At 50.6% G+C, this 18915-nt stretch carries 15 protein-coding genes; 7 read left to right on the forward strand and 8 right to left on the reverse strand.

Translation table 11 applies throughout. From position 1 onward, the window contains the following. The 4 genes from E3E33_RS01635 to E3E33_RS01650 all read right to left on the reverse strand — a co-directional run bounded on the left by E3E33_RS01635 (position 1) and on the right by E3E33_RS01650 (position 3681). The gene (locus E3E33_RS01635) at positions 1-960 is read right to left on the reverse strand and encodes a DUF835 domain-containing protein (protein WP_167711223.1); all 960 of its coding nucleotides are present in this window, start codon (positions 958-960) and stop codon (positions 1-3) included. Beyond that, positions 957-2231, reverse strand: a complete 1275-nt coding sequence (locus E3E33_RS01640; protein ID WP_012572615.1) for an amidohydrolase family protein — start codon at positions 2229-2231, stop codon at positions 957-959. The genes E3E33_RS01635 and E3E33_RS01640 overlap by 4 nt, the downstream gene beginning before the upstream one ends. 72 nt (positions 2232-2303) lie before the next feature. Next, positions 2304-2762: a thermonuclease family protein gene (locus tag E3E33_RS01645; RefSeq protein ID WP_167711316.1), complete on the reverse strand. Its 459-nt coding sequence runs from the start codon at positions 2760-2762 to the stop codon at positions 2304-2306. Positions 2763-2907: 145 nt separating this feature from the next. Further along, positions 2908-3681: an S-methyl-5'-thioadenosine phosphorylase gene (locus E3E33_RS01650; RefSeq protein WP_167711221.1), complete on the reverse strand. Its 774-nt coding sequence runs from the start codon at positions 3679-3681 to the stop codon at positions 2908-2910. Between the two features lie 118 nt (positions 3682-3799). On the opposite strand from E3E33_RS01650, the gene E3E33_RS01655 reads away from it, so the two are divergent. Together E3E33_RS01655 and E3E33_RS01660 are read left to right on the forward strand one after the other, a co-directional pair. Beyond that, on the forward strand, positions 3800-4528 hold the full coding sequence (locus tag E3E33_RS01655; protein WP_167711220.1) for a proteasome assembly chaperone family protein: 729 nt from the start codon (positions 3800-3802) through the stop codon (positions 4526-4528). A gap of 9 nt (positions 4529-4537) precedes the next feature. Further along, the gene (locus tag E3E33_RS01660; RefSeq protein ID WP_167711217.1) at positions 4538-4918 is read left to right on the forward strand and encodes a DUF473 domain-containing protein; all 381 of its coding nucleotides are present in this window, start codon (positions 4538-4540) and stop codon (positions 4916-4918) included. Here the strand turns inward: E3E33_RS01660 and nucS are convergent. From nucS to E3E33_RS01680, 4 genes are all read right to left on the reverse strand, one after another. Further along, a complete protein-coding gene (gene nucS, locus E3E33_RS01665) occupies positions 4915-5667 on the reverse strand; it encodes an endonuclease NucS (protein WP_167711215.1) in 753 nt (250 codons plus the stop codon). The two genes, E3E33_RS01660 and nucS, sit on opposite strands and share 4 nt — an antisense overlap. Before the next feature lie 263 nt (positions 5668-5930). After that, on the reverse strand, positions 5931-6278 hold the full coding sequence (locus E3E33_RS01670) for a hypothetical protein (protein ID WP_167711213.1): 348 nt from the start codon (positions 6276-6278) through the stop codon (positions 5931-5933). A gap of 112 nt (positions 6279-6390) precedes the next feature. Further along, entirely contained in the window at positions 6391-7452 is a 1062-nt protein-coding gene (radA, locus tag E3E33_RS01675) for a DNA repair and recombination protein RadA (protein WP_012572609.1), read from the reverse strand. Between the two features lie 177 nt (positions 7453-7629). Beyond that, positions 7630-8646 (reverse strand): TrkA family potassium uptake protein, encoded by a 1017-nt coding sequence (locus E3E33_RS01680; RefSeq protein ID WP_167711211.1) that lies wholly within the window; start codon positions 8644-8646, stop codon positions 7630-7632. Positions 8647-8696: 50 nt separating this feature from the next. Between E3E33_RS01680 and E3E33_RS01685 the strand changes: the two genes are divergently transcribed. From E3E33_RS01685 to E3E33_RS01705, 5 genes are all read left to right on the forward strand, one after another. Next, positions 8697-8894 (forward strand): hypothetical protein, encoded by a 198-nt coding sequence (locus tag E3E33_RS01685; protein WP_167711209.1) that lies wholly within the window; start codon positions 8697-8699, stop codon positions 8892-8894. 429 nt (positions 8895-9323) lie between these two features. Then, a complete protein-coding gene (locus tag E3E33_RS01690; protein WP_167711315.1) occupies positions 9324-9950 on the forward strand; it encodes a DNA-binding protein in 627 nt (208 codons plus the stop codon). Positions 9951-10209: 259 nt separating this feature from the next. Further along, positions 10210-11457 carry an ORC1-type DNA replication protein gene (locus tag E3E33_RS01695; RefSeq protein ID WP_012572606.1) on the forward strand — a complete coding sequence of 416 codons (1248 nt, stop codon included), beginning with the start codon at positions 10210-10212 and terminating at the stop codon, positions 11455-11457. Then, on the forward strand, positions 11457-13562 hold the full coding sequence (locus E3E33_RS01700) for a DNA-directed DNA polymerase II small subunit (protein ID WP_167711207.1): 2106 nt from the start codon (positions 11457-11459) through the stop codon (positions 13560-13562). The genes E3E33_RS01695 and E3E33_RS01700 overlap by 1 nt, the downstream gene beginning before the upstream one ends. A gap of 2 nt (positions 13563-13564) precedes the next feature. Next, on the forward strand, positions 13565-18880 hold the full coding sequence (locus E3E33_RS01705) for a DNA-directed DNA polymerase II large subunit (protein WP_167711205.1): 5316 nt from the start codon (positions 13565-13567) through the stop codon (positions 18878-18880). Positions 18881-18915 lie beyond the last annotated feature (35 nt).

The raw sequence follows: 18915 nt of genomic DNA on the forward strand, positions 1-18915 counted from the left end.
TCAGTCAAAAAGCTTCCTAAGAATCCGTCTCTCCCTCTCACCAAGAAAAGAGTCGTCACCAATCAATATTACCGTTGCCCCATTCAGAAGTGAGTAATCCCTCAGCGCGGACAAAAACTTCATCACCGGAGCAAAACCATTCTCTAAGATTAGGTACTCAAGCCCGTCTATGACGATGACAGCATTCTTTCCCAGATCAGATGCACTTTTCATGAACTTAACGGCCATATCAAGCATCTTGGCCAGGTTCGTAGGACTTATTGCACGCTCTTCTGACAACTTGGTTATCCAGAACCAGTTCGATCCGTCCTTGTGTACCCTAGAAAATACGAGCGCTCCTTCCAAGATGTCATCGGGAACAGAAGGCATCATTGTAAGGCCGTTTTTGAGCTCGAGTTTAACATCAGAGAGCTCAAATTCACCGATAAAAGAACTATCGAGGAACGTCTTTATTGAAACGTACGCTAGAACAACAGCAAAGACAGCGGTAACGAGCCCTATATACTGGTTAGTGAAGTAGTAGCCCCTCAAAAAGACGATGGCGGCAAAAGCCATCTCCAAGATACCCATTAGTCTGAGAGATTCGTTTCTGGTAAGGAGGAGGTAAACCCCTGAAAAAGCCACACTTCCCGCCAAAACAACCATGGAGTACGTCATATGCTCAGGAAACAGGAATATCAGCCCTGCTAGAGGGACAGCAGAAAAATATCTTAGCTCACGGACATAGGAGATATTACAGAGGAGCTCTTCCGAGGCGCGGAGATTCCCAAGCCAAACGAGGGACGCAAAAAATGCCAGACCTACGATGTACACAGATTCCCTCGGGACGAAGAAGTGAACGGAAAGGCTGAACCATGCGAGCGCGTAGTAAGCTAATGCCTTCCGCCCAGTAACGTGGTAATTATAGAAAAGGAGAACATATGAAACGATAAGAGCAACCCCAAAGACGAGCTCCATCATGTTAGCTCACCGATCACCCGTTCGGCATCATTAAGGATTTTCTCCTCATCCAAAGTGAATAATTCCCGATCCAGCATTAAAACTTTTCCGTCCACTATAGTTGTCTCGACGTCATTGCCGTTGGCGGAGTAAACCAAGTGGCTGATGACGTTATTAATCGGCCTCAGGTGAGGCTTGTTGAAGTCGATTATCGCGATGTCGGCCAAGTAGCCCTCCTTGATTATGCCTGCCTTGAGCCCGAGTGCCCTCGCACCGTTAACGGTCGCCATTCTGAAGACGGTCTCTGCATCGGCAACGGTGGGGTCGAGGTTGTGAACCTTATGGAGGAGAGCCGCAAGCTTCATCTCGTCAAGCATGTCGAGGTTGTTGTTGCTCGCTGAACCGTCAGTACCAAGGCCGACGTTAACGCCCGCATTAAGAAGCCTCTGAAGGGGCATAACGCCGCTGGCGAGCTTCATGTTGCTCGCAGGGTTGTGGGCGACGGTAACGCCGTGTCTCGCCAGAATCTGTATGTCTCTGCTGTCTAGCCAGACGCCATGAGCTATTATGACATCCCTTCCAAAGAAACCGATGTCATCAAGCAAAACCACAGGGCTCTTGCCATAGCGTTCGGAGATCTGACCTATTTCAGCCATTGTTTCGCTGACATGGATGGTTATGAGCTTGCCGTGTTCATTCGCGAGTCTCCTGACCTCTTTAAGGAGGGCTATCGAGCAGGTATACGGGGCGTGCGGCCCGAAGACGAAGTGAACTCTATCTGAGTCAAGTCCCTCTATGAATTTCATTATCCTGAGAGCTTCATTTACCTCCTTCTCCGTCTTCTCAGGGTCGCCCAGGTCGATCATGCCGTAGCTCAGATATCCCCTCAGACCGCTTTCGAGGGTCACCTCGGCGACCGCGTCCATGAAGAAGTACATATCTAAAAACGTCGTTGTTCCGCTTTTTATCATCTCCAGCGCGCCAAGGTAAGCGCCGACTTTGGTGTACTCCCTTGTCAGCTTAGCCTCTTTCGGCCAGATGTGATCCTGGAGCCAGTCCATCAACGGCAGATCGTCGGCGAGGCCGCGGAAGAGCCCCATTGGAGAGTGGGTGTGCAGGTTGACGAAGCCTGGAGAAACAACTTTTCCCTTGGCGTCTATGACAGTGTCGGCGCTCTTGTTGATGTTTTTGGCAACCTCCACTATTTTATTACTCTCGATGAGGACGTCCGCTTTGATAACTTCAAGGTTCTCGCCGTAAACCACGTAGCCGTTCTTGATTAGGATGCTCATAACTACCACCCTCTTTTTTAAGAGGGGATATTTAGAAGATAAGTTAAAAAGATGTCGGGAAAGAGAGAAAAGTCAAAGGGGAACCCAAAGAGCCCATTCGTAGGGATTGAACTCGTTATAGTGATCCCAAATGTAGGCGTAGCCGTTCTCAACCAGCCACTCATTGACGTTGAGAGCATAATCGTCGTCCCAGTAGGGAAGATAAACAACAGCGACAACACGGTCGTATGGGTCGGTTTCGTATATATCGTCGACATCGATGTAAACGTACTCTCCAAGTATCAACCTGGTAAGGGCACGCCATGCCTTTTTGCCATCGCTTGTGTAAATTTCCGGCGCGTTTATGTCCGCAAGGCGTATCTTGAACGTCTCTCCAGCATGGTAGCCACTGTAAGACTGGAACCAGATGGTATCGCCGTCAACAACATCAATCACCTTCCCATAGGCCTCAAACTCGTAGGCACTGGCAAAACCAGAGACAAAAACCACCATAAGGATCACGGATGTAAGGAACAATGCACTCCGCTCCATGGGAATCACCGGAGAAAAATACAAAAGAAACATAAAAAGATTTCGCATATATGTTAAAATTCCACAAAAAGTAGAAATATTATATTATCTCAAACACCAAAACTATATAGTCGCACAAAGGACAACATAAAATAAAAATGAAAGCTCAAACAAACATGCTCTTCAGCACCTCGGCGCAACCGCACTTCCTCTCCTCCGGTATGCGCGGAATTCCCTTCTTGAGAAGCTCCTGAACTTTATAGTTGTTCTCAGCCATGACCTTCATGACCTCCTGAGCATCGACGGGCTTGTCGGCCCAGACGTCGTAGTCGGTAACGGTTGCGATGTTTACGTAGCACATGCCAAGCTCCCTGGCGAGGTTTATCTCCGGAACAAGCGTCATGCCGATGATGTGAGCGTACTGCCTGAACATAAAGCTCTCGGCCCTCGTTGAGAACCTCGGACCCTCTATACAGACGTAGGTACCCTTCTCATGGACAGGGAAGCCGAGCTCTTTAGCCGCCTCGTAGAATATTTTCCTCATCTCGGGACAGAAGGGGTCGGCCATGCTGACGTGGGCAACTCTTGGCCCGTTGTAGAAGGTGTAGTCGCGCTTTTTCGTGAAGTCAATGAACTGGTCGGTTATGACGATGTCTCCCGGCTTGTACTCCTCGCGGAGCGAGCCGACGGCTGTTACGCCGATGACGCGCTCGACGCCAAGCTCCTTGAGAGCCCAGATGTTCGCCCTATATGGAACCTCGTGCGGCGGGAACTCGTGGTGCTTGCCGTGGCGCGGTATGAAGGCGACCTCGACGCCCCCAATCTTCCCGATTTCCACTGGAGCCGAAGGCCTGCCGTAGGGAGTGTGAACCTTGACGGTCTCTTCTGGATCAAAAACGCCGTAAACACCGGAACCGCCTATGATACCTATCCTCGGCATTTGGACATCACCCTGTAAAAATCAGACTCGAATTATTTAAAACTTGCCTTTCCAGTGGAAATAAAGCTCCGAAACTTTAATAACTTTTAGAAACTAAAAATTTCTCGGAGGTGAGAGGATGGAGAACGGGAAGCCAGTCAAGATAGTTCTGCCAGAGATAAAGAACCCCATTCTCATCGAGGGATATCCCGGAATAGGCCTGGTCGGCCACATAGCGGCCAACTTCTTAGCGAAGGAACTCGGAATGGAGATGGTAGGCTACGTGGAGAGTCCATTCATTCCGCCGATGGCGCTCATCCTTGAGGGGAAGCCCAACCCACCACTCAGGTTCTACGGAAAAGACAACATAATCCTCGCCGTTGCCGATATCTACGTGCCTCCAACCCTGGTAAGCGAAATAGCCAAGGAACTAGTGAGGTATCTGAAAGATATGAATGCAGCGAAGGTAATTTCTCTTGGAGGCATCGGTATCGGCCTATTCAAGGAGAAAATGGACGTCTGGGGCGTCGGTGCGCGCGAGGAGCTCAACAAGGAGCTGGAAAACCTCGGCGTCAAGATACTCCAGTACGGCTCAATAATGGGCATGAGTGGCAAGCTCCTATGGGAGGCAAGCAGAGAAGGTTTGGACGCCTACGTTCTCCTCGGCGAGACCTTTGGGGACAGACCAGACCCGAGGGCAGCAGCCAACGTTGTTGAGGTTCTCAAGAAGCTGACGCCCATAGAGGTCTCCACGGAGCCTCTTATCAAGGAGGCAGAGATGATAGAGGAACAGCTCAGAAAAATGCACGAGCAGATGGAGCAGGCGAGGAGAAAGACCGAGAAGCAGTACGAGAGCATCTACCTGTGAGGTGAGAGCATGGAGGCGGTGACCTTAGCTGGAATCGCAAGACGCGTTCTGGATGAGCTCCTCAGAAGCCCCTACAAGACGCTGGAAATCAGAAGCGCGAGGAATGTCGTAGCCCTCGAAAGGGCGCGCGAGCTGGGAAGGGTCTTTCTCACATACGAAACCTACCAGGATATAACCATCGGAACGGAAGGACTCCTCGCCGAGTTGCTAAAACTCGAGAGCATGGAGCAGCGCATTCCATGGGAGGAGAGCGACGAAAGAGAAATCACAGTCTGCAGGGCGCAGGTGAGGCTGCTGGGACTGGGAAGAATCGTAGAGATAAGGAAGAAGAATACAATTCTGCTCGTCAGAGTCAGGGAGATGCTCCCGCAGGAGATGGACATTGGCTAAAACAGCGTCGTTTGCCTGCCCTTAGCTACGCTTTCCCTCTTGGGCGGCTGAACCCGTCTGAATTCCAGACCTTCTTTTTCAAGGAGCTTCTTAGCGCCAGAGGTAAGCGAAGGTGCGACGAGAATTCCCCTGACGGCTGGGTGCTCAGCCCTCAAAGCCTCAACGTAGCGCTTGAGCTGACTCACCGCGTGGAGGTCTGCCCTCCTGCGCTTGAGCTCCAGAACCACGAGGTTGCCCTCCCTATCCCTTCCAAGGATGTCCACTATGCCGTGGCCAATGGACTTCTCGCGGAAGAGGGGCTTGAAGCCAGGCTCAATTAGCTCGGGGTTTTTGAATATCATCTCCGCCATCTCAGCCTCGCTGCCGGTTAATGCCAGCTCCTCGTAGTCCTCGGCCTTAAAGAGGGAGGCGAGGTAAACATCCTCCAGCTCAACTTCAAGGATTTCCTTGGGCTTCCTTCTCACGGATCGGAGGACGATAATCCCATCGCGCTCCTCGACGGTTACGAAGCTTCCGGGCGGCTGCCAGTTGACAGGCTCACGCTTCTTGCTCTGGTGGATGAGAAAAGCACCATCCGGCTTGACAAGTATAACCCTGTCGCCAGAACCGAGCTCGCTCTTAGCCCTGCCGTCGTAGTGAACCTTACATCGGGCAAAAATCGTCAGCATGGCCTCCTTTGATAGCGCGGAATCGATTATCCCGAGGAGCTCCTCGCGGGAGGGGTTCGTCACTGCCTCAACTTTTGACATGGGAAGAGGTAAAGAAGAGGGATTTATAAAAGTGAAGTCTCAAAAAGGAACTTTAAACAGTAAAACACATATAGCTACCTACCACCTTTGGATAATCCAAAACTCACAACAGTCCATCCGACTAAAAAGCCAAAGATACACTATTAAGGATAATCCTGAGTTGATTACCTTTGACACTAACAAATAAACCCAGTGCACTACCAATGATACCAAGTAATACTCACGGAACGAACCAGAATTTTTAAAGCTGAACCATTTTAAACTCAAAAAATCAGCTTCCGTTTATTTTCGTGGTCTGACTGATTATAGTCCCGGAAAGTTTCTCCCTCTGATTTGTTAGTCATTCCCTTTCTTCTTACTGTAAGCAACATTGGAATCACAGATACCACAGCCAATGTATTAAGCAATTCATCGACAAACGGATAAAACTGAATGATATTAAAATAAACTGCAGTACTGTATATTCCCCGAACAGACATAAAAAGAGCCGCAAGTACTGCCCAGGTTTGAGGTTTCTCGAATTCCCGAGATTTTACGGCCGAGATTGCATAATATAAAAGCAAAGGAAACATCAAAGCCGAGATTATATTTCCAGCCAACGTAAGATTCATGGTATCATCACCTACGACGGTGTCTCATATCCTGACCCGAAACTACTCAATCCCGCTATGGTTAGACTACCCAAACCTACAAACGCCAAATTAAAAACAAGAAGAAACAAAATTAATCCTCGACGCCCTTGTCGGTGATGCGGAATATAGCCTCTCCCTCGGGCAGGTGCGGGCTGTCTATGAGCCTGGCGACGCGCTTTCCAGCCTTGCCCTTCCTGAGGTATATCCTCAGCGTCGCGGAGTGTGCGAGTATATGACCTCCAACGGGCCTCGTCGGATCGCCGAAAAAGGCGTCAGGTTTCGCCTGGACCTGGTTGGTGACGAAGACCGCTATGTCGTAGAGGTCAGCGATGCGGTGAAGGTCTGCTAAGTGCTTTGCCAGCTTCTGCTGCCTCTCGGCAAGAGTTCCCCTTCCAACGTACTCACTTCTGAAGTGGGCCATAAGCGAATCTATGACGATCAGCTTGACGGGCCTCTCAGTCTCGGCTTTCTCCTTGATTATCTCCTCTGCCCTCTCGACAAGAAGCATCTGGTGGTTGCTGTTGAATGCCCTTGCAACATAGATGTTCTTGAGGACCTCCTCCGGATCGAGACCGCGGTTTTCAGCAATCTGCCGTATTCTCTCGGGCCTGAAAGTGTTCTCCGTGTCTATCCAGATGACTGAACCTTGAAGTCCACCTTCTTCTGGCGGAAGCTGAACCATTACTGCCAGAGTATGGGCCAGCTGGGTCTTACCGCTTCCAAACTCACCAAAGACCTCGGTTATGGCCTGGGTTTCTATACCACCGCCGACCAGCTTATCGAGGCTTTTGCTTCCGGTGGATATCTTGCCTATGGTCCTCCGCTTTTCCATGTACTCGTCGGCGCGCATGAAGGTTCCTATGTTAGCTGCCTCTCTGGCAGCTTGGATTATCTTGAGTGCCGCCCCCTCGCTTATACCGGCTATCTCCTTAAGCTCCATCGGAGATGCAACGGCTATAGCCTCAATGCTGTCGTAGCCAGCCTCGCGGAGCTTCTCGGCAGTGGCGGGACCAACGCCCGGAAGATCCTCTAACGTCTTAATCTCTTTCTGCTTCTTCTTGGTTGAGCTTGATGATGACTCCTCAACAACGTCGAGCTCCTCAAACTCCTCGAGCTCTTTTATTTCATCCTCAGCCTTCTTTTTCTTCGGCATCCCACTCACCCGCTACGACTACCTTCCATAGGGGTAAAAAAACTAGAGGGTTATATACTTTTCTCAGGGAAAGGAACTTTTAAGATTTTGGTTCTAAAGCCAAAAGACCATCAAATTGTCCAAATTTAGTGGAGTAAGCACAGGACAATAAAGCAAAAGCCCAGAAATCCCAGGAGTTCAGCCTTTTCCAGTGGAAACAACACTCCTTATCACGAGCAGTTTTGCCCCCTCCGGGATGGGTTCATTGAGATTTGGTCCGAGGATAGCCCTATCAGCGTAGTAACCGACGAGGAAGTAGCCCTCCGAATAAAGCTTCTGAAACGCCTCGATGTAGGGAACACCCCAGAGGTTCTTCCTTACAATAGTGGATATGTCATAGCCCCGGGAGGTGGTCGTCAGGTCATCTATGACATCAACGACTTCGGGTTCGAAGACTGAACTCGCTAAAAGTCTGCCCGCGAGGCTCCTGCTTGTTATAACCCTGTCGGCACCTGCCTGCTTAAGCAGCTCGACGCTCTCTGGCTTCAGTGCTTCCACGAAGACTTTTGCATCAGATATGCGCTTTATCATTAGGGTTGTGAAGACAGACTTCGAGTCGTCCTCGAGGGAAAGTATCACATAGGACGCATCCCCTACCTTGGCCCTCTCAAGAGTCTCTCTATTCGTGGGATCCCCGATGAGAACCTCCACCTCTTCCGGAAGTTCCAGTTTTTTGCGCTCCTCTTCACTGGGGAGAACAACGACTATCGGTCTTGCATCAGCATCTCCAGAGGAAATCGCCGACATGAGCTCACTCACACAGCTGGGAACGCTACTTCCCTGACCTATGATAACGTAATGTCTAGAATACCTTACGCGATGCATGCCCGTCATCCTCCTCAAAGACGATGAAATGAAATATTCAGCTAGAATGGAAACCAGGGCGGTGAAAGTCGAGATTCCAGCGACAGCGGCTATCATAGCCACTATCCGGCCGGCTTCGGTTTGGGGGATTATGTCCCCATAGCCGATCGTGGCCATGGTTATTATTGCCCAGTAGAACGCGGTAAAGAAGTCCACGCCCTCCAAATACATGAACAGACCTGCAAAAGCTAACGCCAGTCCCAGAACCACAGTAGCAATTAGGAGAAGCTTGTTCCTGCTCACCCGGATCTTGAGCTTCAAGAGTCTTCTAACGAGGGGTACTGGAATCATGTTGTACACTATCGTTGGCAGGTTTAAAAAAGTATCATTAATGCTTTGTGGTGTCTAGTAATGGAGTTAGATTTCCACTGGAAACAAAGGTCTTTTTCGATGATTATTTGAAAGACCCCCCAGAGTTTCATTTCCACTGGAACCCAATTTTGGAGAATGGATGGATTACATGCCAGAAAAAACAGAAAGCTCCATTTATAAAGGACATTACAAACATAAAATCAACAGATTTTAAATCTACTCTTTGAATATTTAGACTAATTTTCATGATCTTTATGAGTTTGAGATTTTTTATGAACATTGTTCATGAAAAAATATAAATATTGGGAATTGTAAAGAAAATGGGAGAGTTTCACCAAAAACCAAAGGACAATATGGGAGTAGCCAAAGTCCGCCTCCACCGGAAACAGAACTCTGGGGGACTACGAAACCGTTTAATGTTCTGTCTTGTGTTTAGTACATATGTTTACCAAAATGGTACGATTTGGAGCATCAGTGTACATGATTTTCTGTCCAAAAATGTTCATTCTTCTTTCAGTGGAAATGCCCATCTGGATGCTATTGTTCATTTTCGAATGTAAATGTTTGATGCACTATTATGTTCTTTGACCCCTTCAGTTTCCGCTGGAACGATACCGTTATTAAGTTTCGAATCGAAAGTTCCCTTGGTGATTTCAGTGGAAGATATTGAGAATCAAGTTCTCAGCTGGCTTAGGGATGGTGACGACAACGCTAAGGACATTGTGGATCTTCCTTGGGTCATAAAAAACGTCGGTGAGAACGCTTACGTTGCTGAGCATCCCCGTATGCCATTTGGCCTTATCGTGATGTTCTCTAATGACTTTGTCCATCTGATAGTTCCTCTTCGTCTGGAGACCATTTCCATGACGAAAGACGAGCGCTTGAAGATTTACCACACACTTCTCCTGCTCAATGATAGAGTCAACCTCATGAAATTCACACTCTCCGGGATGAACGATGAGATATACCTCCGTGTGGACCTCGACAAGAAATCCCTGGGTAAGGCCGAGTTCAATGATGCCCTGACGTCACTTCTGATAGGTCTTCAATCGGCCGTCGAGGCCCTTGGCTTAGAGGAGGCCTTTGCCCGGGATGTGTTTGATCGCATTGTCTGGATGATCTTCGAGAGGCTTCAGAAAGGGGCTACACGGGAAGAACTTCTCCGCTTCCTGGTGGTTAAAGTCGGAATGCCTGAAGCCGATGCCAAACGGCTGCTCAAAGAGATATTTGAGGCCCAGGAAGAGGCTAACTCTCGTGAACAGGACAACACAATATATCTCTGACGATTTTCCTGTTGGCTCTCTGTTCTTTTTACATCCCTCTGTTCAACAAGGCATATAAACCCCTGAAGCTCACTACCTACGCTTTCCTCTGTATCCGGTGCTTCCTGTGGAGCACATGTTTAGCGTTCATGATCACAATGATGAAGTCGTATGATTTACAGTTATTGTCTTTAAAATTGTCATACGTCCCAACTGTGATTCGGAGCTCTGTACAATAATCACGGCTGGAGCTGGATTTCCAGTGGAATGGGTGGTGCTGATGGACGACAATTACCTTGATTCAATCTTCGAGAAGTATCTTCATGCCAAGAAGATTTTCAAGAATAAGGAGGTTTTAAGGCATAGCTATACGCCCAGAGAGCTTCCTCACAGGCGTGAACAGATTGAGAACCTTGCGCACATTCTCGTTCCGGTTCTTAGAGGTGAAACTCCTTCCAACGTTTTCGTCTACGGCAAAACCGGTACTGGTAAGACCGTCACCATAAAGTTCGTCACAGAGGAGCTGAAGAAGATATCCCAAAAGTACAACGTTCCCGTTGATGTTATCTATGTCAACTGTGAGATAGTCGACACACAGTACCGTGTTCTTGCCAACATAGTGAACCACTTCCGCGAGGAGAGTGGCGTTGAAGTTCCGCTCGTAGGATGGCCGACCGATGAGGTGTACTCCAAGCTCAAGGCGGTCATAGATGCCAAAGAGCGCTTCGTCATCATAGTCCTCGATGAGATTGACAAACTCATCAAAAAGAGCGGTGACGATATTCTTTACTCTCTCACGAGGATAAACACCGAACTTCACCGGGCGAAGGTTAGCATAATTGGCATATCCAACGACCTCAAGTTCAAGGACTACCTGGACCCGCGCGTTCTTTCAAGTCTAAGCGAGGAGGAGGTTGTCTTCCCACCTTACGACGCCAATCAGCTGCGGGATATACTCATGCAGCGTGCTAAGGATGCCTTTAACGAAGGTGTTCTCGATGACGGTGTAGTTCCCCTCTGTGCTGCCTTGGCAGCCCGCGAGCACGGTGATGCAAGGCGCGCCCTCGACCTGCTCCGCGTCGCTGGAGAAATAGCCGAGCGCGAAGGGGCGAGCAAGGTAACCGAGCGCCACGTCTGGAAGGCCCAAGAGAAGATAGAGCAGGACACCATGGAGGAGGTCATAAAGACCCTTCCGCTCCACTCAAAGGTTCTCCTCTATGCTATCGTTCTCCTGGACGAGAACGGCGAGCTGCCCGCAAACACTGGCGACGTCTATTCTGTCTACAAGTCCCTCTGCGACCACATAGACCTTGAACCGCTAACTCAGAGGCGCGTGAGTGATTTAATAAATGAACTAGATATGCTCGGCATCATAAACGCCAAGGTCGTCAGCAAGGGCCGCTATGGTAGAACCAAGGAGATAAGGCTCAACGTAACTCCTTATAAGGTCAAGAACATATACCGTCATGATCACCAGCTCCAGACGGTGCTCACTATAAGCATGTCCCGCCAGAGGAGGCTGCTCTGATGGGTCTGATTGAGGATTTAATGGCTAACAACTATCTAATCACTCCGTCGGCCTATTACCTCCTTGTTGATGGCTATAAGAAGGACTTTACTCTCGCTGAGCTCATCAAGTTCGCCAAGGCAAGGGGTACCTTTGTAATAGACTCCACCGTCGCCAGGGAGTTTCTCATGGAGAAGGGCATGGCTCCATTGGAAAGTTCGATCTCTTCTTCTGCAGAATTCCACCCCCATGTTGAAGAGCAAACTTCAGAAGATATGGCTTCTGAAGCTGAAATGCTTGTTGAAACGCCTGGAACTGTCGAATCGTCTGCTGTGGATGGAGAAATACTCGAACTGACAACTGTGGCTGCTGTTCATAGTGCTGACGAAGGAACGTCTATTTCCACTGGAACCTCCTCTGAAAGCGGGGGTGATATGTCTGAAATGGGTCCGTTGGGGCAAGAAGAGCCCAACTTTTCTGGGGGGGAGAGTTATATTTCCACTGGAACTCTGGGGGAATCCCCCCTTATAGGTGACTCTGAATCTGAAACCGAAGTCATGGAGGCCTCCATTTCTGAGGTTGCTGATGAAACCCTTCCAGTGGAAGGGGGGCTTTCAGTCGAAGAGGCTCCGACTGGAAACGACAATGGCAATGTCCCCAGCTACGTGAGCAGTGAGGAGGCCGATAACGGCGTCAAGCCGAGGATAGTCTACGGTGACTATGGTGTTCCGATAGCCTACGTCGAGGAGGTTCCTGAAGAAGAGAAGAGCTATTCAGTCTATTCTGACTTTAGGATATCTCCAAAGGAATGCTTCTACTACAGGGCCAAAGAGATTCCAGAGGATTATGAAATTGCCTTCGATGTCAAGGACGTCAAGTTCACCATTCCGAAGGCCAAGGACGCCCGGGGCAAGGAGGGGGAGATAATAATCAAGGTCTATGCGGACTACTTCAGGAGCAGGCTCAAGAAGATGCGCCGTATTCTTCGCGAGAATCCGGAGATAGGCAGTGTGATAGACATAGCCAAGCTAAGTTACGTTAGAACCGATGATGACGTCACGATAGTCGGCCTCGTGAACTCTAAAAGGGAGACTGCTAAGGGTTTCATGTTCGAGGTTGAGGACAACACGGGAATAATCAAGGTCTTCATAAACCGCAACAACGAGGACTCGAAGAAGTTCTTCGAGATAATGCCCGACGCTGTGGTGGCCTTCAAGGGTCGCTACTCTGGAAGGGGCATCTTCTTCGCGGATAAGATTTACCTGCCGGACGTTCCAAAGTTCAAGCGCGAAAAGCCGCCCCTTGAGGAAAAGGTCTACGCTGTTCTGCTCAGTGACGTCCACGTCGGAAGCAATAAGTTCTGCGAGAAAGCCTTTATGCGCTTCCTCGAGTGGCTCAACGGAGATGTCAACAACAGGGCCGAGGAGGAGCTCGTGAGCCGGATTAAGTACATGATAATCGCTGGCGACGTCGTTGATGGCATAGGCATCTATCCCGGCCAGTACAACGAGCTTGCTATTCCTGACATTTTCGATCAGTACGAGGCTTTGGCGAACCTCCTCTCCAACGTGCCGGACCATATAACAATGTTTATTGGCCCGGGCAACCACGATGCGGCCAGAACGGCCCTTCCTCAGCCGGGCTTTTACGAAGAATATGCCAGACCTCTCCTTAAGCTCAAGAACGCGGTCATAATAAGCAATCCTGCGGTGGTAAGGCTTCACGGCAGGGACTTTCTCATAGCTCACGGAAGGGGGATAGAGGACGTCGTCAGCTTTATCCCGAACAGAACCCATCACAGGCCTGCGGAGGCAATGCTCGACCTCCTCAAGCTCCGCCACCTTGCACCAACCTTCGGTGAGAAGGTGCCAATAGCTCCGGATCCGGAGGATACCCTTGTCATAGAGAGCGTTCCAGACCTCTTCCATGCCGGCCACGTCCACGTTATGCAGTATAAGATTTACAACGGCGTCTTTCTGATAAACACCGGCACATGGCAGGCCCAGACGGAGTTCCAGAAGATGGTGAACATCGTTCCTACCCCTGCAAGGGTTCCAATAATCGATGTGGAAACCGCCCGTTTGAGGGCCGTTGTGCACTTTGACCAGTACTGTGAGGGTGTTTGACAATGGCCGAGCTGTATTCTGAAGAAATGAAGGCTTACTTTGAATCTCTCCAGCGCGAGATCGACAGGGCCTACGAGATAGCGAGAAAGGCCCGCGCTCAGGGTAAGGACCCGAGCACCGATGTTGAGGTTCCTCAAGCTACTGACATGGCCGGTCGTGTCGAAAGCCTCGTTGGCCCTCCAGGCGTTGCCGAGAGGATTAGGGCGCTCGTCAAAGAGTATGGAAAGGAACTGGCCGCCCTTAAGGTCGTTGACGAGATAATAGACGGCAAATTCGGTGACCTTGGGAGCAAGGAGAAATACGCAGAGCAGGCGGTAAGGACGGCCCTTGCTATTCTCACTGAGGGCATCGTCTCCGCCCCACTGGAAGGAATAGCCGACGTTAAAATCAAGCGCAACGAGTGGGCTGATGGGAGTGAGTACTTAGCCCTCTACTATGCCGGGCCAATAAGAAGCTCTGGTGGAACGGCTCAGGCTTTGAGTGTTCTCGTTGGTGATTACGTGAGAAAAAAGCTCGGCCTCGACAGGTTCAAGCCGAGCGAGAAGCACATTGAGAGAATGGTTGAGGAGATAGACCTCTACCACCGGGCAGTTACGAGGCTCCAGTATCATCCGGAGGCAGACGAAGTAAGACTTGCCATGAAGAACATCCCCATAGAGATAACCGGCGAAGAGACCGACAAGGTTGAAGTTTCCCACCGCGATGTCCCTGGAGTGGAGACCAACCACCTGCGCGGCGGTGCAATCCTCGTTCTTGCTGAAGGTGTCCTCCAGAAGGCCAAGAAGCTCGTCAAGTACATTGACAAGATGGGCATAGAGGGCTGGGACTGGATAAAGGAGTTCGTCGATGCGAAGGAGAAAGGCAAGGCTGAGGTCAAGGAAGAGAAGGTCGAGAGCGCCGGTGAAGAAGCTCCCACTGAGAAAGTTGAGGAGAAAATTGAGAAGGGCTTCTACTACGAACTCTACGAGAAGTTCAGGGCCAATATCGCCCCCAACAAGAAGTACACGAAGGAGATAATCGGTGGCAGGCCGCTCTTCGCCGAACCCTCCACTAACGGTGGCTTCAGGCTTAGATACGGCCGTTCGAGGGTTAGTGGCTTCGCAACCTGGAGCGTCAATCCTGCAACCATGCTCATCCTCGACGAGTTCATAGCCATAGGCACGCAGATGAAGACTGAACGCCCCGGAAAGGGCTGTATCGTAACCCCCGCAACCACCGTCGAAGGCCCGATAGTCAAGCTCAAGGATGGCTCGGTTATCAGAGTTGATGACTATCAAACCGCCCTCAAAATCCGTGACAAAATCGAGGAGATACTCTACGTCGGCGACGCCCTTGTCAACTTCGGCGACTTTGTTGAGAACAATCAGACTCTTTTGCCTGCCAACTACGCTGAAGAATGGTGGATTCAGGAGTTTGCTAAAGCCATCGCGGATATCTACGAGGTCGAGCTGAAGCCCTTCGAGGACAACCCACGCGAGGCGGTAGAAGAGGCCGCTGAATACGTCGAGCTTGATCCTGACTTCCTTGAAAGGCTCCTTAAAGACCCTCTCCGCGTCAGGCCGAGCATTGAAGAAGCCATACACATCTCCAAGGTTCTCGACATTCCCTTCCACCCCTACTACACCCTCTACTGGAACACCCTAAAGCCGGAGGAAGTTGAGGATCTCCAGAAGGCCCTTCTCGGCGCTCAAATCGAGTGGGGCGAGCACATGAAAAACAAGTTCGCGAGAAAAGTCGTCCTCGACAACGACTCGAAGATAAAGCGCTACCTCGAGCTTTTGGGCCTTCCGCACCGATTGGAGCGGACGGAAGATCGGAAGAAGGTTATCGTAATCGAATATCCCTGGAGTGCCGCATTACTGACTCCCCTCGGCAACCTCGAGTGGGAATTCAAGGCCAAGCCCTTCCACACAGTAATTGACATCATCAACAAGGGCAATAGGATTAAGCTCCGCGATCGGGGTATAAGCTGGATCGGCGCGAGAATGGGCAGGCCGGAGAAGGCCAAAGAGAGGAAGATGAAGCCGCCCGTTCAGGTGCTCTTCCCGATAGGCCTTGCCGGCGGAAGCTCCCGTGACATAAAGAAGGCCGCCGAAGAAGGCAAGACTACGGAGGTGGAGATAGCCTTCTTCAAGTGTCCAAAATGCGGCCACGTTGGGCCAGAACATATATGTCCGAGCTGCGGAACGAGGAAAGAGCTTCTCTGGCACTGCCCGAAGTGCAGCACTGATTATCTTGAGGGTGAGGCCGATAACTTTGACTTCCGGTGTCCGAAGTGTGGGATCGAGCTCAAGCCCTACGCCAGGCGGAGGATAAAACCCTCTGAGCTTCTCCGCGCCGCTATGGAGAACGTCAAGGTCTACGGCATAGACAAGCTCAAGGGCGTCCAGGGAATGACCTCGGGCTACAAGATGGCTGAACCTTTAGAGAAAGGCCTACTCAGGGCCAAGAACGACGTCTACGTCTTTAAAGATGGTACAATCCGTTTCGACGCCACCGATGCCCCGATAACCCACTTCAAGCCGCGGGAGATAGGCGTAAGCGTTGAGAAGCTCCGCGAGCTCGGCTACACCCACGACTTCGAGGGCAAACCGTTAGAGCGGGATGACCAGATAGTCGAGCTCAAGGTGCAGGACGTAATCCTCTCCTACGAGGCTGGCAGATACCTCCTCAAAGTCGCACGCTTCATAGATGACCTGCTTGAGAAGTTCTACGGACTGCCGAGGTTCTACAACGCCGAGAAGATGGAGGATTTGATAGGCCACCTCGTCATCGGTCTTGCCCCCCACACGTCTGCCGGAATTATTGGCAGGATAATAGGCTTTTCCGACGTGCTGGTTGGTTATGCCCACCCGTATTATCATGCCGCGAAGAGAAGGAACTGCTTCCCGGGCGACACAAGGATACTCGTCCAGATTGACGGAATGCCAATGAGGATAACGCTTAGAGAGCTCTACGAGCTCTTCGAGGATGAACACTACGAGAACATGGTTTACGTCAGGAAGAGACCGAAGGTTGACGTTAAGGTCTACTCCTTCGATCCGGAGAGCGGAAAAGTGGTTCTTACTGACATCGAGGATGTCATAAAGGTGCCGAGTACTGATCACCTGATAAGGTTCGAGCTGGAGCTTGGAAGGGAGTTCGAGACTACCGTTGACCATCCAGTTCTAGTCTACGAGGGTGGAAGGTTCGTAGAGAAGAGAGCCTTTGAGGTGAAGGGGGGTGACAGGATACTCGTTCCAAGGATTGAGTTTGATGAAGTTGAGGTTGAGAATCTCGACCTCCTTGAGGCCTTTTCCGATGAGAACTTTGGGCCGTTGTGGGACTCGATAATGGTTCGCGGACTCTCGCGGTGGCTGTCCTCGATTGGGGCTGGGGTTAAGTCGGACTACCTCAGGCGGGATTCAGTACCCCTAAGTGAGCTTTTCAAAGTGCTGAAGGAGAAGGGTCTAAAACTAACTGACGTTCCGGACTGCAGGCTCGCTTTCAAGCGCGACAGGGTTGCGATAAGGAGATTCGTCCCGGTAGAGCCCCTGATGCGGGTCCTTGGCTACTACCTCGCCGAGGGCTACGCGAGGAAGAGCGACAGCGTTTACCAGATAAGCTTCTCAATAGCCGACGAGGAGGTTCACGACGACCTGAAAATGGCTCTAAGGGAGGCCTTTGGCGATGGCTTCGGAATCTACGAGCGTGGAGAAAAGGTAACCGTCGGCTCGCGCATCCTGTATCTCCTCTTCACCGAGGTTCTCAAAGCCGGAACGAGTGCACACACCAAGCGCGTTCCCCCAATCGTCTACACCCTGCCCAGAGACGCCGTTGCAGAGATGCTGAGGGCCTACTTTGAGGGGGACGGAAGTGCCCTTAGAACCGCTCCAAGGGTTGTTGCCTACAGTGTTAACAAGTCCCTTCTGGAGGACATTGAAACCTTACTTCTCTCGAAATTCGGAATCAGAGGATATTACACCGTTGATAAAAACGCCAACCGGGGCAACGCCAGGGGTAGGCTGTATCATGTATGGCGTGGACGTGAGCCTCCGGTCTCTACCGTCTATGCCCTTAACATTGCCGGTGAACATTACCACAGGTTCTTTAGGGAGATTGGGTTTATCAGTGAACGTAAAAATGATGTTTATTCACTCCATGAGACTAAGGTTAGCAATCAGGATCGCTACTCGAACGAATATGGCTGGGTTGTAAAGGTCAAACGCATCGAATACCTCAAACCTAAAGATGACTTTGTGTTCTCATTAAACGCTAAGGACTACCATAATGTTCTAGTAAATGAAAATATTGTAACACACCAATGCGACGGCGACGAGGACGCGGTAATGCTCCTCCTCGATGCCCTCCTGAACTTCAGCAAGTACTACCTGCCCGAGAAGCGCGGTGGGAAGATGGACGCGCCGCTGGTTGTTACCACCCGCCTTGACCCGCGCGAGGTGGACAGTGAGGTCCACAACATGGACGTTGTCAGGTATTATCCGCTCGAGTTCTACGTGGCGACTTACGGGATGAAATCGCCCAAGGAGATAAAGTTCATCGAGCGCGTTGAGGACCGCCTAGGAAAGCCCGAGATGTACGAGGGCATAAAGTTCACCCACGACACTGATGACATCGGCCTCGGCCCGAAGATGAGCCTGTACAAACAGCTCGGCGACATGGAGGAGAAGGTCGCCCGTCAGCTGGCTTTGGCGGAGCGTATTCGCGCGGTTGACGAGCACCACGTTGCCGAGACGATAATCAACTCCCACCTCGTTCCAGACCTGAGGGGCAACCTCAGGAGCTTCACCAGACAGGAGTTCCGCTGCGTCAAGTGCAACACGAAGTACCGGAGACCACCGCTTACCGGCAAGTGCCCCAAGTGCGGCGGCAAAATCGTCCTGACCGTCAGTAAAGGTGCAATTGAGAAGTACCTGCCGACGGCCAAGATGTTGGTTACGCGGTACAACGTGCTGGACTACACGAGGCAGAGGATATGCATGACAGAAAAGGACATCAAGAGCCTCTTTGAGAACGTCTTCCCGGAGAGGCAGAGGACTTTGATGGGCTTCTCCGCCGACATCTGCGAGAAGATGATAAAGGCCAGAACCGGCAAGTCCAACGGCAGGAACGGCTACCTCGACGAGCTTAAGGCCAACGGGAAGCTCAAGAAAAAGGCTGAGAAGTCAAAAGCCGAGACGAAAGCTGAAAAGAAGTCTAAAAAAGCTGAGAAAAAGACCAAGCCTTCTGAAGGTCTTGAGAATGACATTAGGAAGGAGAAGTCCAAGATGAAGAAGCCCAAGAAGGGCATAAGCCTGGACGAGTTTTTTGGTTCCTAGCGTTAATCATATATATTATTATGTCGCCCTTTTTT

The sequence above is a fragment of the Thermococcus sp. GR5 genome (assembly GCF_012027535.1).
Taxonomy (GTDB): Archaea; Methanobacteriota_B; Thermococci; order Thermococcales; family Thermococcaceae; genus Thermococcus; species Thermococcus onnurineus.